The sequence below is a fragment of the uncultured Rummeliibacillus sp. genome, from assembly GCF_934216135.1.
Lineage (GTDB): Bacteria > Bacillota > Bacilli > Bacillales_A > Planococcaceae > Rummeliibacillus.
In genome coordinates this window covers 24,919-45,744 of record NZ_CAKQBI010000027.1, presented here as the reverse complement: position 1 = coordinate 45,744, position 20,826 = coordinate 24,919, and the positions used below count along the sequence as shown (strand labels likewise).

Annotated in this window: 25 protein-coding genes, 1 tRNA gene and 2 riboswitches; of the genes, 21 read left to right on the top strand and 5 right to left on the bottom strand. The window is 31.6% G+C overall.

What is annotated here, in order from left to right; genetic code table 11:
* A riboswitch (FMN riboswitch) is annotated at positions 1-121 on the top strand. This riboswitch is flagged as partial in the annotation.
* Between the two features lie 140 nt (positions 122-261).
* Positions 262-391, top strand: a riboswitch (FMN riboswitch).
* Positions 392-533: 142 nt separating this feature from the next.
* The 6 genes from ribD to Q0977_RS14505 all read left to right on the top strand — a co-directional run bounded on the left by ribD (position 534) and on the right by Q0977_RS14505 (position 5,397).
* The gene (ribD, locus tag Q0977_RS14530; RefSeq protein ID WP_299515286.1) at positions 534-1,616 is read left to right on the top strand and encodes a bifunctional diaminohydroxyphosphoribosylaminopyrimidine deaminase/5-amino-6-(5-phosphoribosylamino)uracil reductase RibD; all 1,083 of its coding nucleotides are present in this window, start codon (positions 534-536) and stop codon (positions 1,614-1,616) included.
* 9 nt (positions 1,617-1,625) lie between these two features.
* Entirely contained in the window at positions 1,626-2,264 is a 639-nt protein-coding gene (gene ribE, locus Q0977_RS14525; RefSeq protein WP_119417103.1) for a riboflavin synthase, read from the top strand.
* Between the two features lie 14 nt (positions 2,265-2,278).
* On the top strand, positions 2,279-3,469 hold the full coding sequence (locus Q0977_RS14520; protein WP_299515285.1) for a bifunctional 3,4-dihydroxy-2-butanone-4-phosphate synthase/GTP cyclohydrolase II: 1,191 nt from the start codon (positions 2,279-2,281) through the stop codon (positions 3,467-3,469).
* 12 nt (positions 3,470-3,481) lie between these two features.
* Positions 3,482-3,949 carry a 6,7-dimethyl-8-ribityllumazine synthase gene (gene ribE, locus Q0977_RS14515; protein ID WP_119417105.1) on the top strand — a complete coding sequence of 156 codons (468 nt, stop codon included), beginning with the start codon at positions 3,482-3,484 and terminating at the stop codon, positions 3,947-3,949.
* An 800-nt stretch (positions 3,950-4,749) separates the two neighbouring features.
* Positions 4,750-5,163 (top strand): hypothetical protein, encoded by a 414-nt coding sequence (locus Q0977_RS14510; RefSeq protein ID WP_299515284.1) that lies wholly within the window; start codon positions 4,750-4,752, stop codon positions 5,161-5,163.
* A gap of 81 nt (positions 5,164-5,244) precedes the next feature.
* Positions 5,245-5,397 carry a YpzG family protein gene (locus Q0977_RS14505; protein WP_119417107.1) on the top strand — a complete coding sequence of 51 codons (153 nt, stop codon included), beginning with the start codon at positions 5,245-5,247 and terminating at the stop codon, positions 5,395-5,397.
* A gap of 72 nt (positions 5,398-5,469) precedes the next feature.
* Here the strand turns inward: Q0977_RS14505 and Q0977_RS14500 are convergent, their stop codons facing one another.
* A complete protein-coding gene (locus Q0977_RS14500; RefSeq protein ID WP_119417108.1) occupies positions 5,470-5,856 on the bottom strand; it encodes a hypothetical protein in 387 nt (128 codons plus the stop codon).
* Positions 5,857-6,061: 205 nt separating this feature from the next.
* On the opposite strand from Q0977_RS14500, the gene Q0977_RS14495 reads away from it, so the two are divergent.
* Genes Q0977_RS14495 through Q0977_RS14485 form a run of 3 tightly spaced genes read left to right on the top strand, consistent with a single transcriptional unit; the run spans position 6,062 to position 8,792 of the window.
* Complete coding sequence (locus Q0977_RS14495; RefSeq protein ID WP_299515283.1) at positions 6,062-6,883, top strand: ABC transporter permease; 822 nt, start codon at positions 6,062-6,064, stop codon at positions 6,881-6,883.
* A 4-nt stretch (positions 6,884-6,887) separates the two neighbouring features.
* Positions 6,888-7,664, top strand: a complete 777-nt coding sequence (locus tag Q0977_RS14490; RefSeq protein ID WP_233548154.1) for an ABC transporter ATP-binding protein — start codon at positions 6,888-6,890, stop codon at positions 7,662-7,664.
* 27 nt (positions 7,665-7,691) lie between these two features.
* The gene (locus tag Q0977_RS14485) at positions 7,692-8,792 is read left to right on the top strand and encodes an ABC transporter substrate-binding protein (RefSeq protein ID WP_119417110.1); all 1,101 of its coding nucleotides are present in this window, start codon (positions 7,692-7,694) and stop codon (positions 8,790-8,792) included.
* A gap of 72 nt (positions 8,793-8,864) precedes the next feature.
* Here the strand turns inward: Q0977_RS14485 and Q0977_RS14480 are convergent, their stop codons facing one another.
* The 3 genes from Q0977_RS14480 to Q0977_RS14470 all read right to left on the bottom strand — a co-directional run bounded on the left by Q0977_RS14480 (position 8,865) and on the right by Q0977_RS14470 (position 10,346).
* The gene (locus Q0977_RS14480) at positions 8,865-9,440 is read right to left on the bottom strand and encodes a TcaA NTF2-like domain-containing protein (RefSeq protein ID WP_119417111.1); all 576 of its coding nucleotides are present in this window, start codon (positions 9,438-9,440) and stop codon (positions 8,865-8,867) included.
* A 291-nt stretch (positions 9,441-9,731) separates the two neighbouring features.
* A tRNA-Thr gene (locus Q0977_RS14475) sits at positions 9,732-9,802 on the bottom strand.
* Positions 9,803-9,917: 115 nt separating this feature from the next.
* Complete coding sequence (locus tag Q0977_RS14470; RefSeq protein WP_119417112.1) at positions 9,918-10,346, bottom strand: DUF4395 domain-containing protein; 429 nt, start codon at positions 10,344-10,346, stop codon at positions 9,918-9,920.
* A gap of 183 nt (positions 10,347-10,529) precedes the next feature.
* On the opposite strand from Q0977_RS14470, the gene Q0977_RS14465 reads away from it, so the two are divergent.
* From Q0977_RS14465 to Q0977_RS14430, 8 genes are all read left to right on the top strand, one after another.
* On the top strand, positions 10,530-11,267 hold the full coding sequence (locus tag Q0977_RS14465; RefSeq protein ID WP_119417113.1) for a hypothetical protein: 738 nt from the start codon (positions 10,530-10,532) through the stop codon (positions 11,265-11,267).
* A gap of 175 nt (positions 11,268-11,442) precedes the next feature.
* Positions 11,443-11,964, top strand: a complete 522-nt coding sequence (locus Q0977_RS14460; RefSeq protein ID WP_299515276.1) for a hypothetical protein — start codon at positions 11,443-11,445, stop codon at positions 11,962-11,964.
* A gap of 228 nt (positions 11,965-12,192) precedes the next feature.
* Positions 12,193-12,975, top strand: a complete 783-nt coding sequence (locus Q0977_RS14455; protein WP_299515274.1) for an alpha/beta hydrolase — start codon at positions 12,193-12,195, stop codon at positions 12,973-12,975.
* 157 nt (positions 12,976-13,132) lie between these two features.
* Positions 13,133-13,654: an AAA family ATPase gene (locus tag Q0977_RS14450; RefSeq protein WP_299515272.1), complete on the top strand. Its 522-nt coding sequence runs from the start codon at positions 13,133-13,135 to the stop codon at positions 13,652-13,654.
* A gap of 37 nt (positions 13,655-13,691) precedes the next feature.
* On the top strand, positions 13,692-13,886 hold the full coding sequence (locus Q0977_RS14445) for a DUF6366 family protein (protein WP_124217499.1): 195 nt from the start codon (positions 13,692-13,694) through the stop codon (positions 13,884-13,886).
* A 76-nt stretch (positions 13,887-13,962) separates the two neighbouring features.
* Positions 13,963-14,127 (top strand): GNAT family N-acetyltransferase, encoded by a 165-nt coding sequence (locus tag Q0977_RS14440; RefSeq protein ID WP_299515269.1) that lies wholly within the window; start codon positions 13,963-13,965, stop codon positions 14,125-14,127.
* A 577-nt stretch (positions 14,128-14,704) separates the two neighbouring features.
* The gene (locus tag Q0977_RS14435; protein ID WP_299515267.1) at positions 14,705-14,884 is read left to right on the top strand and encodes a hypothetical protein; all 180 of its coding nucleotides are present in this window, start codon (positions 14,705-14,707) and stop codon (positions 14,882-14,884) included.
* A 153-nt stretch (positions 14,885-15,037) separates the two neighbouring features.
* On the top strand, positions 15,038-15,343 hold the full coding sequence (locus Q0977_RS14430) for a hypothetical protein (protein WP_119417400.1): 306 nt from the start codon (positions 15,038-15,040) through the stop codon (positions 15,341-15,343).
* Between the two features lie 79 nt (positions 15,344-15,422).
* Here Q0977_RS14430 and Q0977_RS14425 read toward each other — a convergent pair whose 3' ends face one another.
* Positions 15,423-16,088, bottom strand: a complete 666-nt coding sequence (locus Q0977_RS14425; RefSeq protein WP_124217503.1) for a hypothetical protein — start codon at positions 16,086-16,088, stop codon at positions 15,423-15,425.
* A gap of 186 nt (positions 16,089-16,274) precedes the next feature.
* On the opposite strand from Q0977_RS14425, the gene Q0977_RS14420 reads away from it, so the two are divergent.
* From Q0977_RS14420 to Q0977_RS14405, 4 genes are all read left to right on the top strand, one after another.
* Positions 16,275-16,643, top strand: a complete 369-nt coding sequence (locus tag Q0977_RS14420; protein WP_119417402.1) for a hypothetical protein — start codon at positions 16,275-16,277, stop codon at positions 16,641-16,643.
* A 639-nt stretch (positions 16,644-17,282) separates the two neighbouring features.
* Positions 17,283-17,921 carry a hypothetical protein gene (locus tag Q0977_RS14415; RefSeq protein WP_164489543.1) on the top strand — a complete coding sequence of 213 codons (639 nt, stop codon included), beginning with the start codon at positions 17,283-17,285 and terminating at the stop codon, positions 17,919-17,921.
* 542 nt (positions 17,922-18,463) lie between these two features.
* Entirely contained in the window at positions 18,464-20,002 is a 1,539-nt protein-coding gene (locus Q0977_RS14410) for an NAD(P)H-hydrate dehydratase (protein ID WP_299515260.1), read from the top strand.
* A gap of 74 nt (positions 20,003-20,076) precedes the next feature.
* Positions 20,077-20,535 (top strand): hypothetical protein, encoded by a 459-nt coding sequence (locus tag Q0977_RS14405; RefSeq protein ID WP_119417373.1) that lies wholly within the window; start codon positions 20,077-20,079, stop codon positions 20,533-20,535.
* Positions 20,536-20,826 lie beyond the last annotated feature (291 nt).

Genomic DNA, 20,826 nt, shown 5'->3' with positions numbered 1-20,826 from the left:
CGGGGTCGGGTGAAAATCCCAATCGACGGTGATGAAGAAATTCTAAGCCCGTGAGCCTTTATAGGCAGGATTTGGTGTAATTCCAAAGCCGACAGTATAGTCTGGATGAGAGAAGGATGTATGGAATGCTTATTGCTTATGGAATCTATTTATGTTCTATAGGTTTATTTAGCAATGTTTAAATTCAAACTTCCAATCCACCCCGTAGAGTAAATCTATGGGGTTTTCTTTTTAAAGAAAACCATTTAACAATTTTATAGTAATGTCCTTCGGGGTCGGGTGAAAATCCCAATCGACGGTGATGAAGAAATTCTAAGCCCGTGAGCCTTTATAGGCAGGATTTGGTGCAATTCCAAAGCCGACAGTATAGTCTGGATGGGAGAAGGACGATGTGTAATGGTAATTCTTATGAAGTTGTAGGCATAAGTTTATTTCATAATACCATTTATTACATAATCTCCCGTAAACTCCTAAGGAATAAACTCTTTAGGAGTTTTCTTTTTGGAAAGTTTATAGAATTTGGAGTGATTCAAATGACCGATGAATTTTACATGAATTTTGCGCTTCAATTGGCAAAAGTGACTGAAGGACAAACCAATCCCAATCCTGTTGTCGGTGCCGTCATTGTAAAAAATCAAGAAATCGTTGGTTTTGGAGCTCATCTTAAAGCGGGTACTCCTCATGCAGAAGTAAATGCATTGCAAATGGCAGGAGAAAGGGCAAATGGAAGCACCGTTTATGTAACGCTAGAGCCATGTAGTCATTATGGGAGGACACCTCCATGTGCGCACGCGCTCGTAAAAGCTAGCGTTAAAAGAGTGGTTATTGCTTCTTTGGATCCAAATCCAATTGTTGCTGGAAAAGGTGTTACCATTTTAAAAAATGCTGGAATCGAGGTAACTACAGGTATCTTAGAAGACAAAGCTAATCAGTTAAATGAAGCTTTCTTTCACTTTATTCAAAATGAGGTCCCTTATGTAACACTAAAACAAGCAATTACGTTAGATGGGAAATTAGCAACGGAAAATAATGGTAGAGAAGCAATTACAGGTCTAGAAGTACAATATGATGTTCATAGAGATCGCGAGTCAAACGATGCCATACTTGTAGGGATTGGTACGATTTTAGCTGATAATCCAAGCTTAACCAATCGATTGGGTAATACAAAAAAACAACCAATAAGAGTGATATTAGATACAAGTCTGAATATGCCAGACAATGCAAAAGTAGTTACAGAAGATATAACAGATACTCTCATTTTTGTTGGTTCAGAAGTATCGGAGGAAAAGGTCAAAAGCTTCTCACAAGAACATGTTGAGATTATTCAAATTAAAAAACCAACTATTTCTATAAAAGAAGTATTAAAAGAACTTGGCAAACGTAATATTATGAAGCTTTATGTTGAGGGGGGCAGCAAGGTAAATGCAAGTTTCTTAAAATCAGGATATGTCAATCAACTAATCACATACATTGCACCCAAGATCATTGGTGGAAATAATGCTGTTAATATGATCGGAGATTTAAATATTCATCATATAAAAGATGCATATCCGCTTAAATTTAAAAACGTTGAAATGATTGGTGAAGATATCAAAATTACTTCTGTACCGAAATGAGGTTGTTATATGTTTACTGGAATTGTTGAAGAATTAGGGGTAATAAAAACAATAAAAAATGAACCAAAAAGTATGCAGTTAACGATTGAATCGAAAAAGGTTATAGAAGATATACATTTAGGAGACAGTATCGCAATCAATGGTGTCTGCTTAACAGTTATTTCTTTTTCAACTAAACAATTTACTGTAGATGTTATGCCTGAGACTGTTAAAGCTACAAATATTCACGCTTTACAAACGGGCCAAGTCGTTAACTTAGAAAGAGCGATGCCCGCAAATGGCAGATTTGGCGGACATTTTGTATCAGGTCATGTAGACGGTACCGGTATAATCCTGAGAAAAAGAAAATTGGCGAATGCAGTTTATGTAGATATAGGAATTAGTAAAGAGCTAAGTAAATTTTGTATGATGAAAGGTTCTATCGCGATTGATGGTATTAGCTTAACTATTTTCGATGTAAAACCAACACAAATAACGGTTTCGTTAATTCCACATACATTTGATCAAACGATATTAGGAATAAAAAAAGAACAAGAAGTTGTCAATATTGAAAATGATTTACTCGGCAAATATATAATCCATCATTTAGAAAGAAAAGATGAAAAATCAAGTATTACATTAGATTTCTTAAAAGAAAATGGATTTTAAAGGGGTGAAAGTAAATGTTTAATACAATCAAGGAAGCAATAGAAGACTTAAAAAGAGGGAAAATAATCATTGTGGTGGATGATGAAAATCGTGAGAACGAAGGCGATTTTCTTGTATTAGCTGAATTTGCTACACCAGAAAACATTAATTTTATGGCCAAATATGGTCGCGGTCTAATTTGTACACCAATGTCTAAAAAACTAGCAACACAACTTGAATTGAATCCGATGGTCGAAAATAATACGGATAATCACCAAACTGCATTTACTGTCAGCGTTGACTACAAGACGACTGAGACAGGAATAAGTGCATATGAACGATCTGAAACAATTCTCCAATTGATTAATCGCAAATCAATTGGAGCAGATTTCCGTCGACCTGGACATGTATTTCCATTAATTGCAAAGGAAAACGGTGTCTTTGAGAGACAAGGTCATACAGAAGCTGCAGTAGATTTTGCAAAACTTTGTGGTTCGGAACCAGCGGGAGTTATTTGTGAAATCATGTTAGATAACGGCAAAATGGCAAGAGTTCCACAATTATATGAAATTGCAAAGGAACATAACTTAACCTTTGTTACTATTGCTGATTTAATACGTTACCGAAAGGAAACAGAAACAATTGTTGAAAGGGTGGCTTCCGTTAAACTACCAACATCATTTGGAGAATTTCAAATGATTGGTTATTCAAATCAATTAAATGATAAAGAACATGTTGCAATTATTAAGGGAAAACCTCAAAACGAAGAAGCACCACTTGTTCGAATTCATTCGGAATGTTTGACTGGTGATATTTTTCATTCAAAACGCTGTGATTGCGGACCACAATTACAAAAATCACTAGAAATAATAGAAGAAGCTGGCAATGGAATTGTGCTATATATGCGTCAAGAAGGAAGAGGGATTGGCCTTCTAAACAAATTAAAAGCCTATGAATTGCAAGAACAAGGTTTCGATACTGTAGAAGCCAACATTCATCTTGGATTTCCTGCAGAAATGCGGGATTATAGCATAAGTGCACAAATGTTGCGGGATTTGGGAATTGAAAAAATTCGTTTAATGACCAATAATCCTGCCAAAATCGAAGGAATAACGAAGTATGGTATTCAAGTTGTCGAACGAGTACCTGTAGAAATTGAAGCTGAACCAGAAAATGAAAAATATTTGCACACAAAAAAAGAAAAAATGAGACATATCTTAGCATAGGAGTGAATGGAAATGGGAAAAACATTTGAAGCACAATTAATCGGAACAGGTTTGAAAATTGGTATTGTCGTTGGAAGATTCAATGAATTTTTAACTGGAAAACTATTGTCAGGAGCAATGGATGGCTTAAAGCGTCATGGTGTAGATGAGGAAGATATTGATGTTGCATGGGTTCCTGGAGCATTTGAGGTGCCATTTATCGCAAAAAAAATGGCGGAGACAAAAAAATACGATGCCATTATAGGTTTAGGTACAGTGATTCGAGGTGCAACATCTCATTATGATTATGTTTGTAACGAAGCGGCAAAAGGTATTGCAAATGTAGGTTTAACATCTGGCGTACCAGTCATGTTCGGCATCGTTACTACAGAAAATATTGAACAAGCCATCGAACGATCTGGCACAAAATCAGGAAATAAAGGTTATGATGCTGCCGTATCTGCAATTGAAATGGCTAATTTAAATCACATGTTCGATTAATATAAAAATTTTTAATTTAGTGTATAAAAGAAACGGTACGAGCTATACTATAAAAGATTTCACTTAACAAATCCTTTCATAAACAGGAGGGGTTAACCGATGGGTGAACCAAGTCCAGGTGAGCACTATAGCTCATAGTAGATTAAAGCGTTAAACATTCTCAATCTAATGAAACGGAGTGAAGTCCCGTGGATCAGGTCTGAGTAATTTAGCGATTGCAAGACTTTTTTAAACATCATGAAGGATTCGTAAATCTAACATGATTGGGAGGGAGAATTCGATGGGTGATCCGCCAAAAAAGCGATAATTACTCAGAGAGTTCATAACTCTGGGCGAGATTAAAAAGTTAATATCTCATTTCTAATGAAACGGAGAGTGAAGTCCCGTGGATCAGGTTTGAGTTTAAAGCGAAAGCTTAACGTTTTAATCGTCATAAAGGATAACATCTTTTATGATCAGGATGTTGAATGGTTAAAGAGTAAGTAGAACTTTAGTTCTTAATTCTCAATAATATTCTTCTACTGTGAGCTGCTTTAAAAAGTTAGGTCCAAGGTGAATGCTTCGTGCAGGAGTCTTAGATATATGCAAAGCTAAAATAACATTTAATCGATATGAAGGATAAAGTGAAATCAGACCCGGAATTAATTTTCCGGGTTTTTCATTTTCATTTAAAATTTCTTTCGTTTTTCTATTTATAGTTATACATAATAATTTCCGACATTTACGATAAATTATTTAAAGGAAAAATTTCACTTTAGGCGAAATTTTAATAGTAATGATGTAATTGGAGGAGGTTTAGTTTGAAATGCTTTTTGGATTATGTCACTTGGGTTATTATAATAGTTTTTTCAATTTATATGGCTTTACGATTTCGTGTATATTTGGGAAAAGAAGCAGAAATTTCTTTTGATAATAAACAAATAATGATATTTAACCTAATTTTTCCGATTTTCGTAGGGATTTTATTACGATTACCTAAATTTCTTAAGGAGAAAAAAGGCAAAAAGAAATGGCGCATGGATTGGATAAAATTAATCGTTATTGCATTACCAGCTTTGTATTTTTTACTACTACCTTATTTGAGTTATTCGAGCTTCGGTGATAAGTTAGTATTTACAAATCAAATTTTAGCATTAGGTGATACTACAATTATGTTCACTATAATTGCTGGAATCGTTTTTGGATATGTACTAACGGATAGTGTGAATTTCTAATTAGGCATAAACTGAAAAGTAAGAGCCATACTAAAAAAGATTTCACTATGAAATCCAACATGATTAGGAGGGAAGAACATTATGGGGAAACCGGACCACTTAGATCCAAAGTCTCAAAAGGTTCATCAACTCTGGACTAGAATAAAACATTCAAAATCTCAAGTTAAGGGAGAAACGAAGATAACACTTCGAAACCAAATCTTGAGGAGTCAAGCGAAAGCTCGTCAATTCTAGTTTTAATCATTGTGTAGGATAAGTGCAAATCAAAAAAAGAAGTCCCAAGGCCAATAGCTTTGGGACTTCTTTTTAAATGACAACATCATTTTCTAAGTTTTTAGGTTTTGGAATAAATACTTTAGCATCTTCGCTTAAAGAATTGTAAATTTCAGGTTCTGACAATAAATCCTTTTGTAAATATACATAACATTTAAGCTCACTTAATTTACATTCATAAGCCAGATTGTTTATATGTCTAATAATAAGTTGTGTTTCTCTTGAGTATATGTTTTTATTTTTTCCATCATTTATTTGAATGATGCAGTTTAAAAAAGTTAGTGCGTCTAAAGATAATTGTGAACGTATTCTTGGCTTAGTAAATTTATCTAAGTTTTGTTCGACAATTTTTCGAGCTGATGGAAAATCATTATTTGCTATAAATTTTTCTAAATATACAATATCTCTATCTATTTTCATAAATAAACCCTCTAATCACATGATAATAGTACTTGTTTTTATTTATTATAACATTACTTATTGACTATTTGTAAAGTAAATAAAATATCTGCTTGTCTTTTTTGTGTCAGTCATTTTTTCTTTAAAATATTGTATTTATATCAATAGGCAGTCGACACACTTTGGGAGTCAAATACATATCATTTTATAGAAGAGGTGGTGAAGGATGAAAGAAGAAAAAAGAGCTCTAACCCATGATCCTGTCGAAGTTGAACAACAGGAATGGAAGAAAAGACGACTTAATGAACGATGGAAGCAGACCTTAACGATCGCTTCACCCATTTTTCTCTTAATTTTGTGGGAATTTTTATCCAGAACAAATCTTATTGATGTACGTTTCTTCCCTCCGCCAACTGATATTATATACACATTTTATAACATGTCCGTAAGTGGGGAATTATTCCATCACATAGGGGTATCACTTTATCGGATTTTTGCTGGATTTTTACTTGGTGTAATTCCTGGTATCGTGATTGGACTGTTGATGGGGTTATATTCACCAATTCGACATTTTGTATCACCAATTGTAATGGCTCTTATGCCAATTCCTACATTAGCATTGCTACCAATTATCATTATTTTATTTGGAATTGGAGATTTTTCTAAAATCTTTACAATCGCAGGAAGTGTGTTTTTCCCTGTAGTTATTAATACGACTGCTGGAGTTATCAATATAGACTCAATATATTTAGATGTAGCCAAAAATTACGGAGCAAATTCAAAAGACTTTTTCTTTAAAATCGCACTTCCAGGTTCACTACCAGTTATGGTGGAAGGGATTCAAATGGGTCAGGCAATAGCTCTTTTAACAATAGTAGCTGCAGAAATGATGGGTGCAACTTCAGGAATCGGTTATTTAATCTGGACCTCTTACAAAGCATTTTTATTGAAAGAAATGTTTGTAGGGCTAATACTCATCTCGTTTTTCGGTTATTTATTCTCACTAATTCTACGATATCTGCAGAAGAAGATTCTTCCTTGGAGGTGAGGTATTGGAGAATACGAAAATATCGATTAATAACTTAACTAAAGTATTTTTTAAAAAAAATAATAGTGTTACGGCATTAGAAGATATTTCAATGGAGATTTTTGAAGGAGAGTTTGTTTGCTTAGTAGGTCCAAGCGGCTGTGGTAAAACAACTCTATTAAGAATTTTGGCGGGGTTAGAAACAACGAGTGTTGGAGATTTTGAGATTAAACTAGGCAAGGAAGATAGACCTCTTCAGTCAATGGTGTTTCAAGAAAGAGGGATTATTCCTTGGTTAACAGTTGAAGAAAACGTTGCTTTTGGTTTGAAAATGAGGCATTTACCAAAAAGTGTGATCAAAGAGAGAACAGATTACTATATTAAAAAAGTAGGCCTTGAAAAGTTTTCTAAACTATTTCCAAAAGAATTATCGGGTGGTATGAAACAACGAGTAAGCATTGCTCGTGCTTTTGCCAATGATCCAGAAATATTGCTGATGGATGAACCTTTTGCAGCACTTGATGAGCAGAATAAGTTCATCTTACAAGAGGAATTACTTTCAATATGGGAAGAAACTAAGAAAACGGTATTGTTTATCACACATAGTATTGATGAGGCGCTACTGTTAAGTGATCGTATCTTACTAATGAGTGCCCAACCTGGGAAAATTATTAAAGAAATTAAAAATGATATACCTAGACCAAGAAATATCGAAAAAATCCGTTCACATCAGCAAACAACAAAGAATTTTATAGAGATATTAAATCATTTGCACGAAGAAGTACAAAAATCTAGAAAGTAAGTTTGTTTTAAGGAAAGGGGGATTTCAATGGGGAAATGGTTGAAACGGGGGCTTGTGATACCATTGCTGTTACTAGCGATGGTCATAGCAGGATGTTCAGAAAAAAGTACAAACAAAACAGACAACGGTAAAGTCGATAATGCAGTAAGTAAAGAAAATAAATCAGGTGATCTTGCACCGTTAAAAAAGAGAACAAAAGTCGTTGTTGCTGAAGACGGAGCAGCTTCAGGTGCAGGATTTTATATTGCAAATGAAAAAGGCTATTTTGACGATTACAATATAGAAGTCGAATTTGCACAATTTGCCAATAGCGATGATATGCTGCCAGCACTAGCAGCAGGGGAAGTTGATATAGCGGGTGGCATTTCTACTGCATCATTTTTTAATGCAATTGCACAAGGGATCGATGTTAAAATAGTAGGAGATAAAGGACATAATATGCCAGGAAAATCTTATTTTACATTTGTCATAGGTAATAAGATGACAAATGTTATTAAAGATTACCCAGACTTTAAAGGGAAGAAGATTGCTATTTCTTCAAGAAATTCAATTGATGGCTATATCTATGCTTTAATGCTAGAGCATGCTGGATTAACAGAAAAAGATGTAAAAACTGTAGTTATGTCCGATTTTGGTAGTATGCTTGGTGCATTAGAAAATGGTTCAATTGATGCTGCACTTAGTATTGAACCTCTAATAGCACAGGGTGTAAGTAAAGGAATATTAACTCGCTTTGGTGACGCAACCGATTTTGCACCAGATTCACAAATCGCTTTAGTTTTAGCATCACCTAAGTTTATGAAAGATGAAAAGGATATATCTTTACGTTTTATGCTTGCTTATCTAAAAGGTGTACGTGATTATAATGATGCTTTTACAAAGGATATAGAGAAAGCGGAGATTATCAATATAATGACGAAGTACACTGCATTAAAAGATCCTGCATTATGGGATAAAGTTTATGTAACAGGTTTAGATCCGGATGGTAAAATGCGAGAAGATGATATTCGTAACCAATATGAAATGTACAAAAAGAATGGCGCAACAGTTGGAGAGTTTGACTTTGATAAAGCCATTGATACTTCAATTACTAATCAAGCAGTAAAAATCTTAGGAAACTATCAATAAATTGAGATAGGCACCTCTACAAAATACTTGTAGATAGGTGCCTATTTTATGTCGTCATTATGATATATTTGTTTATTTTAAATCTTGAATATCCATTATTTTAAAGAAACTATTTGAATCATCGCCTTCTACATAGTCATAGTAGAGCTTGTATTGACGAACACGTAAAATAGATTTGTTCTTGCCATTTTTAGTTTCTTCAATTGTTTCTTTCGTATCGACAGTAAAATCTGTATCTGAAAGACGGTTAATCTTAGAAATTTCTATTTTATTTATTTTTTGAGTAGTGCCATCTTTATGTTGCTGTTCAACTTCATTTAAAAGATGTTCATATAGTTTCGTTTCATGCATAATATATTCATTTGCTAAAGGTGTGAAGTCACCTGTTTCGATTGCATTTGAATACTCAACTGGATATTTTTCGATAAAATCAGTTATTTTTTGTTGTTCGGTATCTGTCATTTTTTGTCCAGCGATTGTAACTGTGCTATCTGTTGTTTCTGGTAAATTGGCATCGGTATTTTTTGCTGTTTCAGTAGTAAAGGCTTCGGTTTTCTTTGAATCACCTGTTTTATCTTCAGTATTTGAACATGCGAAAAGTAGAGAAGCTGTTAAACAAGTGATGCATAAAATCTTCCAGTTTTTCATATCAAGTCCTTCTTTCACAGGCTATTTTATATAATCATAACTTATTTTTGGAAAACTTGGTACTCTATAATTTCTCTGTCGAATAATTATTTAATACAAATGTTCATAAAAGTATAAATTTGACCCTTAAAATAAGGTGAGATCAAAACTCTTAGTAATTTGAGTAGGATTTCGAATATATTATTACAATAAATTGTTTAATTAAAAGGTAATAACATAATTTACCAAAAAAATCCCTTATAAAAGTTGTATTATCAACATTTATAAGGGATTTACACATTATAAAAAATATGCCGACTAAGAGAATCGAACTCTTATCAATGGATTACGAGACCACCGTTCTACCATTAAACTAAATCGGCAACAACTGATAAGTTGTTTATCAACAACAAAATATATTGTAGCACTTTTCAGGGAAACATGCTAGGGTTTCTAAGAAAAAATTTTACCAATATATTAAAAATGAGTCAGTTGATTTTATGCATGTGATTTCTTTAGTTTATAGCGTAGTTGTTTAAGTTGGAAAAAGATAAAGCAACCAATACAGAAACCTAAAATAGCGATTCCTGAAGCCGCTGTAACCATAATTGTGAATATATAGCCTATTACAGATTTATCAAGCTCGAACCCAATAAAGCCAAACAATAAACATGTGATAGCAATGCATGAATTGAATTTTTGTTGAACTACATCTTCTGGAATATATTCTGATGGCTTTTTCTTTAAAAATAAACGAGCGAACTTCATAAATGGATTGAAATTAAATAATAGGCCAAGTAAATTTGCAACCAAAGGTATTAATAAAATTAATGGCTGTTGAAAAATCCATGTTGCAATAGTGCTTAATAAAATGATCCATTGATTGACACGTACTAAAGGTCTTGGGATAAATGCAGGTTTTTGCATATAAAAACCAACCTTTCATATAAGATTAATTAAATATTACTCCATTATCAGAAAAAACAAAAGTGTTTTTGTTGAAAAATTCAAATTTAAAAGATCTTATTTAGTATTTTGAATTTTATACTTATTATTCCAAATGTGCTTAGCATATTATAACTTCATATTCTTATAGAAATGGGGAATGTCATGAAGAAAATATTTACTTTTGTATCATTATTATTTCTTTTAATCACATCTTTAACGTTTGGCGGAAATGATGTTCATGCGAAAACGATTAAAGCACCTACGTCATTTAATACTTCATCAAGAGCATACTCGACTTCTTTAACATGGAAAAAAGTTAAAGGTGTTAATGGTTATGTAGTGTATCATAGAGCAGCGAATAATAAGTACAAGAAGATTAAAACGACTTCCAAAAATTCTTATACACATTACAATTTAAAAGCCAATGCCAAACATTATTATCGCGTAAAGAGTTATGTTAAGAAGAATGGTAAAACAACTTATAGTGCATATTCGAAAACTGTAACAATTAAAACAAAGTTTGCTACTTACCCTAATGTATACACCTTTATGGATGATGAAACTGATAGTAACAAAAGTTATGTAGTAATTGCCGTAAAAAATAAGAGTAGCAAGAGTATCTATATTCAAAATTATGGGGATTTATTTGATAGAGATTTTCTTGATTATGATAGAACATTAACACTAATAAGTTTAACGGATGACGAAAGAATTATTTATCCAAAGTCAATTACTATAAAGCCCAAAAAAGAAACGTTTATTCTATATGAAGTTAACGGTTCGCCAACATGGTATGATGATGGTACAACTTTACGATTCTATTATTACTATGAAGGGCAATTGTGGTATCAAGATGCAAATGTAACTAATAATAATGATTATATAGAGATTGACTTGTAATAATTAGCTTTTAAGGGGCCCATAATTAGATAGTTCACAGGTAATCCCTTCTTCTGGATACCAAATATCCGCTATACAATAACGTTTAAGTTCAAAATTAACCATAGCTTTAGGCTCTTTGAACCGTAAGTGCAATAGGTTTGGCAGCTATTTAAGATAAAAATGAGGGATAGAATTGAATGACTTTTTTAATTATCGATTAGATACTAGTAATCTTGAAGATAAAGAAGGAAATTTAGGAAATCGAATGCAAAGAGTAATTGGAATTTGGAATAAATTAACAGTGTACTTTTTAACGAAAGGCACAAAATTAACTATTCATTATTATGACAATGATATAATATACCCCAAAAAAGGTTATCCCTCCACAGGCTATGGTGTGAAAAACATAATATTATCAGAATCTCAATGTAAGAGAATAGAGAACGAAGATAATCTTATTGAATTAACAATAAGTTTAAATGAAAGTATTAAAAATATTATTTTTAAAAGTATGGTAGAAGAGATAGATTCGGAATATGAAAATATAACGCCATTTTTTCATTTTAATATTTTGGATAAAAATGGGCTTTCTATTTTTACATCACAGGATTATGGATGTAATACATTAATGTATTTAACTATGTCGGATATTAAAGAATTATCATTAAATGAAAATGAAAAGTTATTCTTCGTAAAAATTTCAGAAAATAAATAAAAAATCTATTAATAAAAAGAAGGTACCCAAATATGAGTTCCTTCTTTTTTATTTTTTATCTCACGGGTATAAAAAGCTATTAACCTTTGCTTAGCTTTCTTTAATTAGTTTAAAGTCTCTGCATTATGTGGAAATAAATGTTTAAAATCAGACGATGCTATGATGTAATATATCTATACTAATGACTAGACAGTTCAATAAGTATGAAACGGAAAGGTGGAATAGCTTTTGTTAGAGATAGTCCCTTTTTACATATCATCATTGGAACAAGAAAGATTTATTAGAATATATCTACCCAAAAATTACACTATCGAAGATCAGAGCTACCCAGTGTTGTATATGCACGATGGTCAGAATGTCTTCCAAGATAATGATGCAATTGGGGGTACTTCTTTAAAACTCGAAAAATATTTAGATGAAAATGAATTAAATGTTATCGTTGTCGGGATAGACCAAAATAGTGAAGAAAGAATAAATGAATATTGTCCTTGGACATGTTGGGAATATAGTAAGAAATTTTTAGGTAAGGAATCAATAGATGGTGGAAGAGGGATACAATATGTTGAGTTTATAGTGAATGAACTTAAGCCATTCATAGATAATAATTATAGGACATTAAAAGAGCATACTGCTATGGCAGGGATTTCCTTAGGAGGACTCATTTCAACTTATGCAATGTGTCGCTATCCTGAAATTTTCAGAAATATAGCAATTCTGTCTTCAGCATTTTATCGTAACCAGGAGGAAATTGAAAAGTTAATACAATGTACTGATTTATCACTGATTGAAAGTGTCTACTTAGACTGCGGTACTAAGGAAGCTGGAGATGCCGAAGCAATAAGTGTGGAATTTTTAGCTTCGAATAAAGCCATATATGAAATCTTAAAAGAGAAAATACCAAATACAAAGTTTCAAATTATTAAAGAAGCAGAACATAACTATTTGGCCTTTAGGGATAGAGTCCCTAAACTATTTACATTTTTATCTCGTAAATCGAACCAATTCTTTTAATATAATTTTATTCAATAATTTGGACGCATTTCTAGAAAAATAGATTTGTGCTTATTTATTCAAAGGTAATAGAATTTCCATTTCAATTAATAAGAGGTAAATCCAACTGTAATGTCGAATTGTCTTTTGAAAAAGTCATTATGGAGTTGGTGCTTTTATGAAAAAGAAAATATACAAAAGGATACATATTATCGGCTCAGTTGGAAGTGGTAAAACAACTTTAGCAAAAGAAATATCTTCAAAGTTAGGTATACCGTATTACGAATTGGATAATGTAGTTTGGATAAGGAATAAGTCTGGTGATATAAAAAGAACTGAACAAGAAAGAAAAGAGTATCTAACCAGTATAATACAAACCGACAGTTGGATAATTGAAGGAGTGCACAATGAAGAATGGGTAAGCAATTGTTTTAATAGTGCAGATTTAATTATCTTTTTAGATCCAAAATATTCAATAAGAACTTACCGAATTATAAAAAGGTTTCTTAAACAAAAACTTAAATTAGAGAAAGCAAATTACAAACCAACATTAGAAATATTTTTTAAAATGTTTAAATGGAATCGTTATTTTGAAGAAGTTAGTAAAGTTGATTTTTTCAAAAATTATGGCATACATAAAGACAAGATAGAAGTTATTAAAAACGTAAATTGTATTAAAAAGTGCGCGTTTCTTTCATAGGTGTGCTCCCTTTCCATTTAAGAGTAGAGGTGTATTGATGAACAAAGCTAAAGAAACTCCCGCAGCAAGAAGAGAAAGATTAAGACAAGAAGAATTAAAAAGAAACCCAGCAGGAAGTATTCATGGTGGAGGACTTCACGATTTAATCGGGGATTTAGGATGGAAAGGAACAGGAATTCTTATTATAGTAATAATAGTTGGTATTATTATATATTTAAGTTTTTTCAATTAAATCTGCTAAAAGGCAAACATTTGGTATTTAACAATATACAGCAATGAATGAAATGCTTCTTTGAGGATTTAACATTTTGAAGCTTAACAAAACTCGGATAAGAGTGGAAGTTGATAACCAAAAGGCAATTAAAAAAATGGGATATGTTGAAGAAGTTATTTTAAGACATGATTATTTCACAAATGGTAAATTTGTAGACCGTTTAAGAATGAGTATTCTAAACAATGAGCTTTTAAAATAAGTGGAGCATCTGCTATGCTAAATTTGGTTCATGGTCTAATTATTACTGTAAATAAAGAATTTATTGAGTAAATATATAACTTATAATACGGTCAAAGCCCTGTCATCCGAAATGATGTTAGGGCATTTTTTATCATAAGAAAGAGCGAGAGAGTTATAGTTTATTTTTTATTTGTTTTAATAAAATAATTATGTAGATTAAAGCAAAAACTATAAAAATATAATATCCAATATTAAGCAATCCACCAATTAGCCATAATGGAGAATCAATTTTACTCATTATATCACCTCATTCTTTTCTTTCTGAAGTCTTTGGCCCAATTATTACTTTGTAAAATAATATAACAAAAATAGGGGTTGAGGTAAATAATGTTAATTTAGAATATGCTATAAATATCTTTAGTAATGTTCAAAAAATGTTATGAATAGCAGAAATTTATTAAAGGTAAAACCTACTTTTTATCGAAATTTAGTAATTTATAAGGCAAGTTTCTTCAATTTAGATAATGTTGGTTATAAATATATCATGATCAAAATTAATTATTGTAAATGAAAAAAGCTAAGGTGGGAATCGTATTTTGAAAATAGAGGAAGTAGGGGAAAATATTGTGAAATTAAATGAAAATGAAGCAAAAAGTCTTCTTATGATTATCTATACAGTTATTGACGCAGCAATATATGGAAATGATATGGAAGGAAAATATAAAGAAATATTATTAGAACTGATTAATATTTATGGAAATCTTCCTAAAAAATAAACTAAGTACTCAAAAATTAAGAGTTCGCCGAAAAGAGATGTCTTAATCTTTATGAAAAAATTATGTTTTGCTTAATAATGTATGAAGCAAAATCCAAGTGGTAACAATAAGGATAATGCGGCAAAGACTTTCAAATATTTGGAGGCGACTTGAATGAAAATGACAGAACAAGCATCTGAATTCTTCAAAAAAGAAATGGAGGAAAATAACTATGACACGATACGTTTTTATAATTTAGCGGGGTGTTGTCATCCAACATTGACAGCCGAATTTGAACCAGCTGAGCCTGGTGATAAAATTGAAATTGTTGAAGGTATCCAGATAGCTATTGAACAAGCAGTGGTTGATGACTTAAAAGATGTTACGATAGGTATTGACCAATCCAAAGATGAGGTAGAACTCATTTTAGACGGTTACATTATTCCAGAAGCATGTAATTGTGAAGAACATGAACATTAAATAATAATATAGCTAAAGTGAATCTGGAAAGGGGAGAAAAAATACATACTTCAAGTCTTTAATAAAGATATAGCATCAATCACTTTTCCCCATTTTCAAATTGTTTAATTCCTTTACCTAAATAGCTTCCATTCAATGGATTAAAGTAAATTTCCATATATTCACCAGATTTTGTATAGCCTTCAATACTAAAAATTGGCATCTGTTCATCGTTTCGTTGAATCTTAAAATGGTAGTTTTCTTTGGCGGAATTTTTTGCTTTAATTGGTTTGAGATTGTATTTTTGTATTGCCTTTTGAATAAATGTATCACTGTCAATACTAATATCTATATTCTTAATTGGTTTATCATCAGATGGATCTAAAAATTTATATTCTTTAAGTTTTCCATTTACAATGGTGACACTCATACGATAATTTGCATGAGGTAAGCTAACCATGCTATTCCAATTTGGTTTTTTACCATCTTTTCCAGTTCCTTTTTTATCCGCCACACTATTAATATTTAATAGTTCTGGATTAGGATCATATTGTTTTGCTATTTCTATAGAAATTAAAATTGCTTCTCGTAATGTAATTTCTCTATCTGGTATTTCCTTCGAAGAATCTACAGTGAATTCACTCATTGGTTCAATCTTTTCTTGAAAAACAGCAGCTTTTTCAACGTATTGAAATTTTTCTATATTGACAGAGTACCAAAAGCAAAATACGAAGATTACAAAAAATATAAATCGTAATAATTTCATGGATATATACCATCCTATTCAGAATATATAGTAAAAATTCTGTTGTCATATCATATTCATCATGGACAGTTTTTAGAAAGATTATTATAAAAAAAGAATATTCTTCGTATAAATTACGAGAGAAAGAATATATAAGAAGGTATCACAAAAAAGAAAGTTTTGTGTTTGAGAGGTGAAAAGCAAAGCATGTTAAAGAAAACTGTTATATTAAGCATAATGTTACTATGGATATCTAGTTCCTTAACTATGGCCTCTAACAATCGATTAAATGAATTAGAAATTCAAATGATTCCATACTTAAAAGTACTTAGTCAACTTAGTGAAGAATTAGGTGTGACTCATTATGTGGCTGAAGAAAATAAGGAAAGGTTTTACGATAGTGTGAAAAGTATGACACCAAGAGAATTTGCAATAACGATGAGGGAACAGTATAAAGTTGCAGAACAATCTACTGTTCAATCAGAAAAGTTCAGTGGAGAAGATGCTCGAAGTGGATTCGGACCAAATCCGTTACCAAACTCTAATGGAAAGATTGAAACGATACCTCTTGATTAAAATCAAGAATCGTGTATTTATAGAAGGAAAACAAGTTAATATTTCTCAAAGGGGGTGACCATTTATAAGTTGGCAGCCCCTGACTTATTTTAATTACTGTTTTGTTTGAATAAAAAATCTTAGTATCTTTATTTCCTCTCAAGCTATAAATGCCAAAACTTCGATTTATGAAAACTATTTCTTTGAATGTTACACTAGTCAGCTCATATTTCTAAAATGAAGAAAATACCCTCTCAACTATTGTCTAAATCCTGTAAATGTAATCCTTTATAATTGCCATCAAGGCTTTACCTATTTGTATGTATTTAAAGTATTTTTAAAATCGCATCTAGTTTCAATAACAAGATATATAGATCTTAAAACAAAAGATTACAATTATGTTACAAATACATATCAAATGAATACCAATTTTTAAACACACTGTAATGATAATGTCTTGAAGTTCTCAATAAGATGTATAACAACAAAAAATAATAGATTATCAACATGCAGAGAGAACTGGAAGAAAGCGATTAATTGGCACTTCGTAAAATTAACTGGGAGTGATAAAAGTAAGTTAAAAGCTTTAAAGATTATTAATCGGCGATTTTAATTAGAATTTTGGAATACTCAAATAACTAGAGCGAAAGGTGATGTTCAATGTTAAATAGACACTTCAATAAATTGATCAATTTTAATGCTTTTTATAAGATAGGTATTCTGTTTTCTATATTACTAGTAGCAGCTGGTTGTTCTCAAAATAAAGAAATGGTCAGCGATCAAAAGGTACAAGCAGATTCTGTTATAGTTGAAAAAAACGATAAAATTATTGATAAAAAAAGCGTTCAATCAATAGAAGAAGTACTAAAATCGGAATTTACCAGTCCGAAGCAAAAGTACAATAAAATCATTCAAAACCCCAAAAATCTTACAAATGTAGATGGGAAAACTGTCGTAAAAGCATCGAGCGGAAGCGAACTTTACGAATACGTTGAAGATTTATACCAACCTTACTTTACACAATCCGGATTTGAAAAGTTCTTTATCAGCTCAGCTTTTAACTATACACTGCAATCTAAAGATATTCATATAAAAGTTGATGATATTAAGATAAAAAAGAATAAAAATGATGATGAAGATTTTGATTTTGTTGTTAAAGTAAAATATAAAGAAGATGGTAGTACTGAGAAAAAATATAATATCAAAGGTGTAGCAACACTTCCGGAAAGCGGAAAAATAAGTGAAATCAAATATTTTGATGATGGCGGATTAATGGATAATATCAGAAAGAATAGTTAAAAAGTATAGAGCAGTCCTCTTCTTTAAACACAAAAGAAGAATGGGCTGCTTTTAATATGTTATAATTTAATATTTTTGTTACACTAATCTGATTATTTCGAAAATAAAGCGATAAGATTTTGAAAATTGTGTACACGAAGCTTTATTTCTATTTACCTTAGCTTTGGAAGAGTACACTACTAAAAATATACGGGATAAGCAACTGCATTAATGGAGTTCGAGTTTTTGGTAATTGATGGTATTGATTTTGTAGAAATTTTGTAATAATATAGAAAATAATGTCGCTTTTGACAGAAAATTTGAAACTATTAACATTCCTCAATATTAAAGTTAATATAATTTCGTTAGAATAGGTAGTAAGAAAACGCTACACTTAAATATTAAAAGAGGAAATTTGTGTTGTGTACAAATTTCTTACTTAGAGGTAGACTTATTCTTAAGAATGTATTTATCACCTTTAGACTATTTGTATCAAGTATTTTCAATAGTTTACGAACTTTTAGATTAAAGTAAGTGGGAAATTGGATAATGGGAGGTATTGTATGTACATAGGTGGTCAAAAAGACTTGCAAATTTTAGATACATATACAGCAGAATCATTAGGTTTACCAGGAATTGTTTTGATGGAAAATGCAGGTACTGCAGTTGCGGAGACGTTATTAGAGCATTTTGAAGATGTCGAAGCAAGAATTCTTATTTTATCTGGTGCTGGTAACAATGGTGGCGATGGTTTTGTTATAGCAAGAAAACTCTATGAACGAGGTATGAATGTTGAACTTTGTCTGCTAGTTGATGAAAATAAGGTTAAAGGGGATGCATTGATTAATCTAACTGTTTATCGTAACCGTGAATTACCTTTTTTCCAATTGACAACAGAAAATTTATCTGAACTTCAAGCAAAAGTAAATTGTGCAACCATCATAGTAGATGCTATGTTAGGAACTGGTGCTCATGGCATCATAAGAGAACCTTACCGATCTGTAATTCAAATGGTCAATCAATCTACAGCTTTTGTTTTATCGGTAGATATTCCATCTGGTCTTCAGGCAGATGATGGACGTATTGAGGAACTTGCTGTCAAAGCTGATGAAACCATTACGTTTGTAATGCCGAAAAAAGGTTTCTTTTTACATAATGGACCCGATTATATAGGGAATTGGAAAGTAGTAGATATTTCAGTTCCGCTATCATTGGTTGAGAAATTGAATATGGACTTACCAAAATGTATTACAATAAGTGATGTCTTTGCGCAAATGCCAAAAAGACCACAAAATGGGCATAAGGGAACTTTTGGACATGGTTTAGTCATCGGTGGATCGAAACAATATGTAGGTGCACCTTTGTATTCTGCAAAAGCTGCATTTCAAACAGGAATTGGTTTAATCACTTTAGCTGTGCCAGAAAGTAATTACGAATTATCCGCTATTCAAGTTTCAGAAGCGTTATTTTTACCATTAAAATCTGAAGAGGGACATTTTACAGTAACTGCACTAGATGAAATCGATTTATCATCTTACAAAGCGATTGCTTTTGGACCAGGTATGGGGAGATTTACAGGCGCGGAAAAATTAGTACAAAGTCTATTTCAACGACTTAATGGTCAGCCAATCATAGTAGATGCGGATGGACTTACTATATTAAGAAATCAGATGCATTTAGTAAGGAATTATGAAGGTTCAGTAATTATTACACCACATCCTGGTGAAATGGCTAGATTACTTAATACAACAGTAAAAGAAGTTGAAGAAAATAGAATCGAAGTCGCTCAACAATTTGCTAGAGAATTTAATGTTTATGTTTTATTAAAAGGGCACCGTTCAATAATCGCAAATCCTAATGGCAAGACTTGGATCAATCCGTTAGGTCATGATGCACTTGGAAAAGGCGGTAGTGGAGATGTTTTAACTGGCGTAATATTATCATTATTATGCCAAGGTGCAACACCAGAAGAGGCGGTAGTTTGTGCTTCCTATTTACATGCAAAAACTGCAGAAGTTAAAGCAAATGAATTATCTCATTATGGCGTAACACCAAACAACGTAATTGATGGAATACCTCAAATTTTAAACAAAATGTTTTAATAACTAATTTTGTCGAATATACTCTATGCTATTTGCGAAATTTGAAGAATCTTGTCTTCGAAAGGAGAATTAGCTTGCGAAACTTAGCATGGTACATATCTTTGGCAATTACATTTTTCGGATTTATCATCATTGAATTTTATTTTACACTTGATCCAACAAAAACTGATCAACACGGAAATGAAGCACTTATACCAATTACACTTCTAATCCCATTTTTAATATTAAGTCTTTTTATCACGTGGACGGTTGGAAGAGATTATTTTGCAATTAAACCCCTAGAAAAGCTTTGGTTGTTGATATTTATTACAGTCTTAATACTTTTAATCGGTATAACGGGAGAGTATCAACTTTTACAAAATTCCCTAAATGAATTACATGGTAATTGGCAAAATCCAAGTTCAGTTATTTTTGGAAAAGGGGCTTTAAATTATTATACGAATAATTGGTACTTTAATGAAAATACATTCTTACTAATACATCTTCTTGCATTCTTTTGCGGATTCTTTGGTAGAAAAATTGATATGCATTAGAATTTATGGAGATTTAAAGAGAAGCAGCCCATACTAAGTATGAGCTGCTTTTATATTAGGAATTTTATAGACTAGTTATAAGAATGACACAAAAATATCGCCGAAAAGTGAATGATTTATCCATGGCTTTGAGGTATATTCAGTCTATATTTTCCGCATTTTCAATTACAGTTATTTTTTTTGATTTTTTTCTTTTTTGTAACACATCCACTACAAACATAATCAATAATCCACTTATAAAAGATGAGAAATAAAAGAAATTAATCTTTCCAGCAACAAACAATAAGACTA